At 43.9% G+C, this 12240-nt stretch carries 5 protein-coding genes and 1 tRNA gene; 4 read left to right on the forward strand and 2 right to left on the reverse strand.

Going from position 1 to position 12240, the window contains the following annotated elements; genetic code table 11:
• Positions 1 to 155: 155 nt before the first annotated feature.
• Positions 156 to 3623, reverse strand: a complete 3468-nt coding sequence (gene mfd, locus N7974_RS18980) for a transcription-repair coupling factor (RefSeq protein WP_262967118.1) — start codon at positions 3621 to 3623, stop codon at positions 156 to 158.
• 96 nt (positions 3624 to 3719) lie between these two features.
• Entirely contained in the window at positions 3720 to 4751 is a 1032-nt protein-coding gene (queA, locus tag N7974_RS18985; RefSeq protein ID WP_262967119.1) for a tRNA preQ1(34) S-adenosylmethionine ribosyltransferase-isomerase QueA, read from the reverse strand.
• 91 nt (positions 4752 to 4842) lie between these two features.
• On the opposite strand from queA, the gene N7974_RS18990 reads away from it, so the two are divergent.
• From N7974_RS18990 to N7974_RS19005, 4 genes are all read left to right on the forward strand, one after another.
• Positions 4843 to 4929 (forward strand) — tRNA-Leu (locus N7974_RS18990).
• Between the two features lie 162 nt (positions 4930 to 5091).
• Positions 5092 to 5418: an Arm DNA-binding domain-containing protein gene (locus N7974_RS18995; protein ID WP_262967120.1), complete on the forward strand. Its 327-nt coding sequence runs from the start codon at positions 5092 to 5094 to the stop codon at positions 5416 to 5418.
• Positions 5419 to 6252: 834 nt separating this feature from the next.
• Entirely contained in the window at positions 6253 to 9261 is a 3009-nt protein-coding gene (locus N7974_RS19000; protein WP_262967121.1) for a chemotaxis protein CheB, read from the forward strand.
• On the forward strand, positions 9258 to 12131 hold the full coding sequence (locus N7974_RS19005; RefSeq protein WP_262967122.1) for a diguanylate cyclase domain-containing protein: 2874 nt from the start codon (positions 9258 to 9260) through the stop codon (positions 12129 to 12131). The genes N7974_RS19000 and N7974_RS19005 overlap by 4 nt, the downstream gene beginning before the upstream one ends.
• The last annotated feature ends 109 nt before the right edge of the window (positions 12132 to 12240 follow it).

A 12240-nucleotide genomic window follows, 5' to 3' on the forward strand; every position in this document is an offset into this window, starting at 1 on the left:
TTCATGCTATCCATGGTATGTTGAAAAATGACGAACCTTTCGATAATACACGTTTTTATAAAATTTCAGAATCAGTCGAATAGTTAAAAATGAACGAAATACCTTTGACTTTGAACAGAGTATCTACGGGGCTACATGGCTACATGGCTACATGGCTACATGGCTACATGGCTTAATTTTTCCAACAACGTATTAATAAACTCAAGTTTCTGTTCGGTATTCTCAAACGACTTGATAAATCTTAACTTATCCACACCGTCAAATTTATAACATTTTGCCTGGGTTTGTATCAGGGTAATCAACTGTTCAGTATTAATATTGGGTTCCGAGGTAAAAATAATCCGCCCGCCTCCAACATTGGCTTCTATTTTTTTGATGCCCAATTTTTCCGCTTTTTGTTTTAATTCAGTGACACTAAACAAGGTTTTAACCGGCTCTGGCAACAAGCCAAAACGGTCTATCATTTCTACCTGTAATTCATGTAAATCGACTAACGTATCGGCACTGGATATGCGTTTATACAATACCAATCGCGCATGAATATCGGGCAGGTAATCTTCAGGAATAAGTGCCGCTGTTTGTAGATCAACTTCAGCGCCTCTATTCATCGGCGTATCCAATTCCGGCTGTTTACCTGATTTTAAGGAGTTAACCGCGCGCTCCAGTAGTTCGGTGTACAAACTAAAACCGATTTCCTGGATTTGACCGCTTTGATCATCACCCAGTAACTCACCGGCACCACGAATTTCCATATCATGTGACGACAGCATAAACCCTGCGCCTAAATCGCCAGAGGCTTCAACCGCTTCCAGTCGTTTCATGGCGTCCTTACTCATTAAGGATTTTGGTGGCACGATAAAATACGCGTAAGCCCGGTGATGTGACCGCCCTACCCGGCCACGCAATTGATGTAATTGCGCCAGCCCCAGTTTATCGGCCCGATCAATAATAATGGTATTGGCACTGGGAATATCGATACCACTTTCGATGATCGTGGAGCACAACAATAAATTAAAGCGCTGATGATAAAAGTCCAGCATGATGCGCTCAAGTTCACGTTCCGGCAATTGGCCATGAGCTATTTCAATCCGCGCTTCCGGTATTAATTCGGCCAGTTGCCTGGCCATTTTATCCATGCTTTTGACTTCATTGTGCAGAAAAAACACCTGGCCGCCGCGTTTAATCTCGCGCAAGCAAGCTTCCCTGATTTGGGCATCGACCCATTCACTAATAAAGGTTTTAATCGCATGACGGTTAGGCGGTGGACTGGCAATAATGGAAATATCGCGCAGCCCCGCCATTGCCATATTTAAGGTTCGTGGAATAGGCGTTGCAGTTAGGGTCAGAAGATCCAGCTCACTACGCATTTTTTTAAAGTGTTCTTTTTGACGCACGCCAAAGCGGTGTTCTTCATCAATAACGACCAGTCCCAACGCTTTATACTTAAGCTCATTGGACAATAAGGTATGCGTACCAATAACAATATCGACTTTGCCGTCAGCCAATTCTTCGGCAATTTGTTTTTGCTGCTTGGGACTAACAAATCGCGACATCACTTCAACACGAACCGGCCAATCGGCAAAACGATCCCGAAAATTTTGATAATGCTGCTGAGCCAATAAAGTAGTCGGCACCAATACCGCTACCTGCTTGCCACTTTGCACGGCAATAAATGCCGCCCGCATCGAAACTTCGGTTTTACCAAAACCCACATCGCCGCAAATCACCCTGTCCATTGGATGAGGGCTGGCCATATCTTCCAATATGGTTTCAATGGCAGATTGTTGATCGGGAGTTTCTTCAAAGGGGAAGGCATCGGCAAACGCCTGATAATCGGCATCTTCAATAACAAAAGCATGACCTTTCTTCAATGCTCTTTTAGCATGAATTTCCAATAATTCCGCAGCAACATCCCTGATACGCGCGATAGCTTTGCTCTTAAGTTTTCCCCACTGATCCCCACCCAGTTTATGTAAAGGTGCATTTTCAGGGCTCATGCCTGTATAACGACCAATCACATGTAATGATGAAACGGGTACATAAAGCTTGTCGTTATGGGCATATTCCAACGTCAGAAATTCGGCTTTAATACCGCCCACTTCAAGGGTTTGTAACCCCAGGTAGCGACCGACTCCATGTTCCTGATGCACAACCGGTGAACCTATGGTCAATTCATTAAGATTATTGACAATATTTTCCAACTCACGAGCCGCAGACTTGCGCCTTCTGCGCCGTTGCAGAACTTTTTCGCCGGATAACAGGCTTTCCGTGATAATGGCAATGGCGGGTGATTTATTTTGATCAGGCCCTAGCCATAAACCATATTCCATCGGTGCGACCAACATGCACGGCGATACCTCGGACGTTAAAAATGCCTGCCAGCTATCTACCTGTTTAACGGTGATTTTATAAGACCTTAACTTATCAATCAGGGCTTCCCGACGCCCTGCCGATTCAGCCACAAAAAGTATTTTACCGTCAAATGCCTGGATAAATTGCTGCAAAGCCTTGGCTGGCTCATTGAGCTTGGCATCCAGCGTTACATTAGGCAACGGATGACAGGCAAAAGCAATGCCATTAACCGTCTCGTTATTATCCAGGGTAATACGCGCGAATGCGGCGGTTCTTGTCGCCAATTCCTCAGCCGATAAAAACAACTGTTCAGGCTTTAGTACCGGCCTTTCAATATCATATTTTCGTTGCTGAAAACGCTCATCGGCTTCTGCATAAAAAGCCTGTGCGGTCGCATCAAAAGTATCAGATACTACTAAAACTGCCGATGACGGTAAATAGTCAAACAAGGCTGCCGTTTGCTCTACAAACAACGGTAAATAGTATTCAATACCGTTGGGCGTAATACCTTTGCTGACATCCACATACAACGTATTTTTTGGCGATACTTCAGGAAAAGCAGCTCTAAAGGCCTGACGAAAATGCTTGATGGACTCATCCGTAAACGGAAATTCCCGCGCCGGAAATAACTGAATCTGCTCAATCTTTTCCAATGACCGCTGGGTTTCAGGATCAAAAGTACGGATAGATTCAATTTCCTCATCAAACAACTCAATACGAAAAGGCACTTTACTGCCCATCGGAAATAAATCAACAATCGCGCCTCTAACTGCAAATTCAGCATGCTGATAGACTTGAGACACGCACTGATAGCCGACACTTTCAAGCTTGAGCCTGTTAAGATCCAGATTAAAATCATCACCGATTTTAATAGAAAAACTATTGGCTAAAACATGCTCTCTTGGTGCCAGTCGATGCATTAACGTAGTCACTGATACCACTAGCGCACCGCGTTTCACCTGAGGCAGTAAAGCCAGCGTTTTTAAGCGCTCCGAAATAATTTGCGGTAACGGTGAAAAAACATCATAAGGCAGCGTTTCCCAATCGGGAAACTGCAAAATAGGGTGCTCGCCCTGCAAAAAAAACGCCAACTCATGCTCAAGACGCAAGGCCGTTTGATTATCAGGGGTAACAATAACAAACAGACGATTTTCATTTTTAATGGCCGAAGCCAGCGCCAGAGAATCACCGCATCCGGTTAAACCGGTCCAGATGATCGTCTGGTCTTTTATTTGAGGAACAGTGGGAGAAAAAATGAGTGTATCAGCCATTCGATAGCAGCTATAAGTGAGTTGTTAAGTTAAGCATTATTTTAAGTTGAACCAAGTTTATCACTCGTTTCTTAAGGTTTCATGTACTAAAAAACTTTATTTGCCTACGCGCCAACTCAAAAACATCGCATCACCGTAACTAAAGAATCGGTAAGACTGATCAATTGCATGGCTGTAGGCGTTCATAATGGAATCGTAACCGGCAAACGCTGAAACCAGCATCAACAAGGTGGATTCGGGAAGATGGAAATTGGTCAGCATGGCATCGACTGACTTAAATTGATAACCGGGGGTAATAAACAAATCGGTATCACCAAAACCGGGTTCCAGTTGACCGCTTTTAGATGCCGATTCCAACGCCCTGACTGCCGTGGTACCAATGGCAATAACTCGTCCGCCTCTTGCGCGGGTTTGCCGTACCGCATCAACCGTTGCTTGGGACACGGCAAAATATTCTTTGTGCATCAAGTGTTCGGATAAATCTTCCACTCGCACAGGTTGAAAGGTACCGCTACCAACATGCAAGGTCACAAAAGCCGTTTGTGTGTCTTTGGCTTTAATTTTATCCATCATCGCCAGATCAAAATGCAAACCGGCTGTCGGTGCAGCTACTGCACCTGATTCTTTGGCAAATACCGTTTGATAACGCGTTAAATCTGATTCATCATCGGCGCGAGTAATATAAGGTGGCAACGGAATATGACCGATCTTTTCCAATAGCCGGAGTAAGTTTACATCAGCAAACTCCAACTCAAACAAATCATCTACCCTGCCCTGCACGACACAAGAATAACCCTCATCGAGCTTGATCAACGTGCCTGGCTTTGACGATTTACTGGCTCTAACATGAGCAATGGCATGGTGATTGTCAACAATGCGTTCAATCAGAATCTCGACTTTACCACCACTTTGTTTGGTACCAAACAGTCGCGCGGGGATAACCTTGGTATCATTAAAAACCAGCAAATCATCAGGCTGTATTAAATCAATAAAATCGGTAAACAGCCGGTCAGCTATTTCGCCAGTGTCTCGATCCATACACAACAAGCGGCTCGCATCACGTTCTGCCAAGGGTTTTTGCGCAATTAACGCATCGGGTAACAGGTAGTTAAAATCACTTTTTTTCATAGCCAGCGATAGTATCAGGTTAAGCCAATGAATACACCTTAAAAAATAAACTGGCTTTTTGAAGAAAGTGTTCTTATAATAGCCCTTCTTTGCCGGGGTGGCGGAACTGGTAGACGCGCCGGATTCAAAATCCGGTGAGGGTAACTTCGTGCCGGTTCGATTCCGGCCCTCGGTACCATTCGAGGATTTATTACCGTGCAAAGAAATACATAAACCCGCAAGTCGTAAGGCTTCGCGGGTTTTTTATTGTCCAACGGAATACAACCAGATACGGTAACACTCGACAGTTTTTAAAGTAACATTTACAGTAGCTTTGAAACAGTAACAAAAGTTATTGCAAATGGCTAAAGGCAAACTGAAAGACGTGACCATACGTAATGCAAAGCCTGAAGATAAAGACAATCGGCTTAATAATGGTGAAGGTCTGTATATCCTTGTTAAACCCAATGGCGCTAAATGGTGGCGCTTTGATTACACATCCTTAAATAAGCGTAAAACACTATCCCTTGGTGTTTATCCTGCAACTGGCTTATCTGATGCCAGAGTAAAAGCAGTAAAAGCGCGTAAAGCTATTGCAAAAGGCATAAACCCCAGCGACACCCGAAAAGAAAAAAAGGCCATTCAACAATTGGCGGCTGATAATGAAACTCGATGTTCAAGCTTTTAATTCTTGATTTTAGAGAAGCCCATTGAATCAAGCCTTACAGCCATGATTGAAATCATGTGGCACTTGAGTCTATTGATGAAAACACCTTGATTTATCTGGGTTCGTCCCAGTCAAGCTAAAAAAACTTGAACATCGAGTAACTGCCATTTTTTATCAAGGTTTATATTATTTTTTACTTCGTCATCTGTGCTTGTCGTTATGCCTTGCAAAAGTAGTTTCTCAACAGACTATAGTTCGGGTAGAGACTTTTATCGAGCTACAAATGTTACAACTCTAAAAGGCCGGTAATGAAATTGGCTTTTTGAAACTTCCGAATAACGAGTAACGGCTATTACCTACCTGTAGCGACTGGCCGCTTTACGACGATAAAACCATACTTGCAATAATGTATATGTTATAGTTATAGTTAACAGTGTAGTTAATATTTCAATCGATAATTATAACGAACAAATGTATTGATTGTTGCTCATAACGAAACAGTGTGCGATAGACTGTACTTAATAATTTGTAATCGCCGAATAAGTCAGTTTATCGGCAATTTTGTCAAACTCTGTATTTTGGATACCAGCGATAGACATCAGATAATAAGTGAAAAAACAAGGTCAAGTTTAGCGATATTTGTCATATTACTGATAGTAATACCAGTCTCAAAATTCTAGCTAAATGATGTCGCGGGCTTCACAAACCAAGTGATTGTGCTACCGATTAGTTTTAGAGATATGGCATTTTTTACCCCTCCCTATTTTGATAAAGACTTGGATTGCGCTTATACCCCACTTAAGCTAAGGCTTGAATGGCTACGTTAATAAAACTAAAAAAAGGTTTCTTCGCATAATGGCGCGAGACAAAAAAACAGATGGGCAGGTGATTCCCAGTAAAAAAATATCACCTTCAAATAGCTCAACTCATAGCCTGGACAAAATTAGTAAAAAACCTGTTTATACAGAAACTCCCTGTGTATTTCATGGTTACGTGGTTGCAATAGGTGCCTCTGCTGGTGGATTGGATGCTCTGGAGCGGTTCTTTGACGAATTAGCCGTTGATTCGGGTGCGGTCTTTGTTGTGATTCAGCACTTGTCGCCTGATCACAAAAGCATGATGGACAATCTACTAGCACGACATACTACAATGCCGGTGCTAATGGCCGAGAATGGCTTAGAAATGCTCGCCAATCATGTTTATCTGATTCCTCCGGGCAAAAATATGACTGTGGCGGATTCCCAACTACGGCTTGTTCCTAAAAACCCTCATGGCTTGAGCCTGCCTATCGATTTATTTTTCACTTCGCTAGCTAAAGAATTCGGCAATCGCTGTATTGGCGTTATTTTGTCTGGTACGGGTTCTGACGGGACGCGTGGTGCGGTAGCAATCAACGATGCGGGTGGTTTTCTACTCGCGCAAGATCCTGAATCCGCTAAATTTGACGGCATGCCGCGTAGCGTAATTGCGACAGGTTTGATTGATGAAGTCATGCCCCCAGAATCGCTCGCCAAGCGCATCGTTGGCCATGTGAAAAACGTGATGGAAGTGTCTGCAAAAGGCAAAGTTTCCGAACCAGTAGCGTTGGACGTCGATCCGATGGAAAGCATTCTGCATTTGGTTTATCAAATTGGTGGCATTAATTTCAAAGAATATAAACCTGCCACGGTTCAGAGGCGTATTGAGCGGCGCATGCAAATTCGCCATGTGCGCGATTTAACCGATTACTTACGTTTATTGGAGAGTGACCGAAACGAAGTTCTGACGCTCAAGCGGGATACTTTGATCCCGGTTACCAGTTTTTTTCGTGACACTGAAACCTTCGATTTGATGGAAAAAAATGTCATTCCATCGATTATCGCAGAGCATCAGGAACAGGTGCCGATTCGTATTTGGATCGCCGGTTGTTCGACAGGGGAAGAAGCTTACACCCTCTCAATTTTGTTTGCTGAAGCCTTTGATAAACTCAAGCGTTGGCCGCAATTAAAAATCTTCGCTACGGATGTAGAACAAAACCACATCGATATTGCCAGCGCGGGAGTCTATTCAGAAGCGATTGCCAATGAATTATCTGCTGAACGTTTAGAGCGTTTTTTCACGCACACGGGCAGCCGATTTATAGTGAAAAATGAGATTCGTCAGAATATTGTGTTTGCTCGGCATAATATTCTGGAAGATCCTCCGTTCACGCGGATGAACCTAGTCTCATGCCGAAATGTGTTGATCTATTTCGATAATAACGCCCAAGAAAAGGCACTGTTGCGTTTCCAATACGCACTGGTGCATAACGGCCATATGTTATTGGGATCAAGTGAGTCACTGGGTACCCGTCAGCGTGATTTCAGTGTAACTGATAGCAAAAACAAAATCTATCGTGTTTTGCGCCCTGTTTCCTTGCCGCTCGATCTGAATCGTGGCTCGCAGGGCGTGCGTGCTGCAACACGGAAAGCAACGACTTCGATGCATCATGATCGCCAATTCAATTCTGAGGCCGGCGTGATTGAATCCGGCCAAGCTATTTTGCTGAAAAATTATGCCCCGCCAGCACTTCTGGTGAATGAAGACCGACAACTGATGCATGTTTATGGCGATGCGCAACGCTTCATGCAGATTCCTACCGGTACGGTAAGCTTGGAGGTATCGAAGTTATTGATTGGCAAGTTGGCACCGGTCGGTGTTGCTCTGTTTCACAAAGCCATCAAAGAAAACGTCCAATTCCGGTCCGAAGTAATTATTACCGATCTGGGTAAAGGCTTAACTGAACATGTTCGATTGACGGTACGTCCTGTCCAGGTCGCTCCTGGGCAAGAACGCTTTTTCCTGCTGTCATTTGATGTGGAGTTACTTTCTGAAACCAATCGTCTGAGCACCGATGTGATTGATGTATCGGAAGTTTCCAATGAGCATATTCAAAATCTGGAGCGCGAACTGGCCGTCATGCGTGATAGTTTGCAGGCAACCATTGAGGAGCTGGAAACATCAAATGAGGAATTACAGGCCACCAATGAAGAACTGATGGCATCGAACGAGGAGTTGCAAAGCACCAACGAAGAGTTGCAATCAGTGAATGAAGAGCTTTACACCGTTAATGCTGAAAATCAGGAAAAGATTGAAATTCTCAATCGCGTGAATTGCGATCTTGATAACATGACCCGAGCCGCATTAATTCCTACCGTATTTGTCGATGCGAGTCTGAATCTTACTCGTTTTACTCCGGAAGCAGCCAATATTTTTCGCTTCAGAGAAGGAGATATTACCCGACCGATTGACGATTTTGCGCACGGCATGGATTATCCTGATTTTATGTCTGATCTACGCCGCACACTGAGCTCTGCGCAGGTCATAGAGCGCGAAGTAAAAGCATTAGACTCTAATAGTTGGTATTTGGTCCGCATCCTGCCTTATATCGACAAACCAAGAAACATCAGTGGCGCCGTCATGACGTTCTTCGACATCACCATGCTGAAAGACGTACAGCGTTTGCAGGGCATTATGGATTCTTTACCAGAGCATATCGCGGTACTTGATCCTGAAGGTCAAATTACCTTGATCAACCAGGCATGGCGTACGTTTGCCGAGAATAACGGTGATCGTGGTTTGGTATTCACTGGTATTGGCTCTAATTATTTTGATGTTTGCCATGTTGAAGACGGCCCCGATGCCCTGGTCGCCAATCAGGTTAGTGATGGTATTCGCAAGGTATTGCATAACGAACTACCGACTTTTTCAATCAAATATCCTTGCCATTCGCCTAAGGAGCAACGCTGGTTTTTAATGCATGCTGCACCGGTGCATCATGCAACCGGGGGAGTGGTGGTGAGCCACGTGAATATTACTAATTGGATTGAAGGTGATTTCAAATGAATGACGCGTATAGCAAACCAAGAAAGTCTTATTCGTCGGATGAACAAATTCGCAGAACTGCACTTGAAGCCCTGCGCCGGGGAGATTTTGATTTTGCACTCAAGGCGGTCGAGCGAGGTGAAGCGAGCATTCCGGAAATGGTTGAAGACCTGAAGATTTATCAGGCCGAGCTTGAAGTGCAAAATGACGAGCTAAGACAAGCTCAGTTTAGAAGCGATCTGGCAATTCAGCGGTTTACTAAGCTATTTTCATGTTTGCCACTACCAGCCTTGGTGATTGATGAAATGGGTGTCGTGAGTGATTGCAACGATATGGCGGAGCGGTATTTTAGACTTAACCGTAAAGTATTTTACAATCATTTTTTCCCCAGTCTGCTAAAAAAAGAAGAGCACAACCGTCTTCGTCGAGCTATCGAACAAGCAAAAGATTTAGGTGAAAGCGCGATTTATGAAGTCGCTATGAAGTCAGTGGACCCGATGGATTCAGTCTTATTCATTGCTGACATTCACCTGTCTTTACTGCCCAGCGAGGTTTCTTCCATGCCCTTGTTTGCCGTGATCGTTATCAACCAAACCGAAAACATGGCACAGCGTGCGGCACTGGAGGCGAGTCGCCGTCATTTCATGGCCTACTTCGACTCATCTCCGGTCGGCATGGCTTCCACTAGCCTAAAAAAAGGTTGGATCGAAGTCAATGATCGCTTATGTGACATGTTGGGCTACAGCTGCCAGCAGTTGATGAACATGACCTGGCTGGAGCTGACGCATCCGGATGATATTGAGCCCGATATTGCCTGCTTTGAGCGCATGTTAAACAAAGAAATAGAAGGTTATGATCTGGATAAGCGGTTTATCCGGCTCGATGGATCGATACTTGAAGCGCATATGGCAGTGCATTGTGTACGCAATGATATCGGCGAGGCCGATTATTTCGTAACCATTATTAAGAGTATTGCGGAGCGCAAACAAATTGAGCGAGATCTGTTGATTCGCGATAAAGAACTGAGTAATCAAGCGCTGAATTTGCGTGAACGGGTCAAAGAGTTGGCGGCGATTTATGCGATAGCACGCGCTGCCCAACAAGCAGAAACACAGCAACTATTTTTTGATGAAGTGCTGCAACGCCTTCCTTATGGCATGCTTTATCCGGAAGATGTGTATATTGGTATTATATTTAAAGGCCACAAGATCACCTCGTCGACTTGCAACAGACCTGTCGACCAAATGTCCAGGGAGATCTTGGTAAAGAAAGTAGTGCTGGGTGAATTGATAGTGGGCTATACCCAATCTCATGACCTGATCGACATCGGTCCATTTTACAAAGAAGAACAGGATTTTGTAAATGGTGTCGCTGATTTGATCGGTCGTTACATTGAGCGCAGTAACCATGAAAAAGAACGCTCTCTTACCATGCAACGGCATTCTGCATTATTGGATCTAACGACTCAAGCCGATAATTTGGGCGATGTTGATTTTTTAAAGCATGTATTGGATCAAGCTGAAACCTTGACCCAAAGCAGCATGGCTTATGCGCACTTTGTGAACGACGATCAGAAATCACTTTCGCTAGGCACCTGGTCATTCAAGACGTTGATACAGTACAACTGTATATCGGATAATAACTATCCCATTTCTAAAGTGGATGTTTGGTCTGACTGTTTACGTGAGAAAAAATGGATCATCCATAATAATTGTCTTGCATTACATCATCATCAAGAATTACCGGGCGGCCCTGCCGAATTGTTGCGACATATGATCGTACCTGTCATGCAGGGCAATAAAATCGTCATGCTTTTCGGTGTGGTTAACAAACCAACCGACTATTACCCCGGTGATTTAGCTTTGCTGGAAATGTTGGCTAATAATAGCTGGACATTGTTGCAGAAAAATCAGAGCCAGCGTCGCTTGAAGCTTGATGCCGAGGTATTCCGCGTTAGCCGTGAAGCTGTGGTGATTACTGATCTGAGTTGCAAAATATTATCGATTAATGATGCCTTTACACATATCACCGGCTACTCGGAAAGAGAGGCAATAGGCCAAACACCGAGTTTGCTCAAGTCTAACAAACAGTCCGACAAATTTTATAAAAAAATGTGGGCTCAGATTACTGATGCTGGACACTGGCAAGGTGAGATCTGGAATAAACGGAAAAATGGTGAAGTTTATCCGCAATGGCTAGGTATTACAGCGGCCAAAACCAGCACAGGTCAAGTCAGTGAATACATTGGGATATTCATGGATATCAGTGAACACAAACTGGCTCAACAACGTATCGAACAACTGGCGTATTACGATGCCCTAACTAAACTGGCTAACCGCACTTTGCTCGCTGATCATGTGCAACAAGCTATTTCTCTCGCTTCCAGGCAAAATCACTTGGTTGGTTTATTGTATTTGGATCTGGATCGATTTAAAGATATCAATGATAGTCTTGGTCATTCAGTTGGAGACGATTTGTTAATGCTTGTCGCAAGTCGCTTGCTGTCTTGTGTGCGAGATACCGATACGGTCAGCCGTTTGGGCGGTGATGAATTTGTAGTGCTGTTGAGTCATATAAGTAGTGCCGATAATGTATTGGACGTTGCCAAAAAAATACTCGAAGCGTTATCTGAGGTTTTTGAAATCAGCGAACATTTTATTTCGGTTTCATGCAGCATCGGCGCATGCGTTTACCCCAATAATGGCCTTGATTTTGATGTTTTATTGCAACGTGCCGATACGGCCATGTACCAGGCGAAAAACGATGGGCGTAATAACTGTAAATTCTTCACGGAAGAGATGAATTTTAAGGTGCAACGCTGCTTGCGCTTAAAGAACGATATGCGAAATGCACTCAAAAATAAAGAGTTTTATATTAGACATCTTTCCTAAATAATCGACATAGAATTTGGCCTTTATAAGGTTAAAATAGCGATCTACCTCTGAAAACACGGATAGCCATGACTCCTTATACCCAATTACCAAGACACAAACCTGAAGA

It is taken from the genome of Methylobacter psychrophilus (assembly GCF_025583945.1).
Classification (GTDB): domain Bacteria; phylum Pseudomonadota; class Gammaproteobacteria; order Methylococcales; family Methylomonadaceae; genus Methylobacter_C; species Methylobacter_C psychrophilus.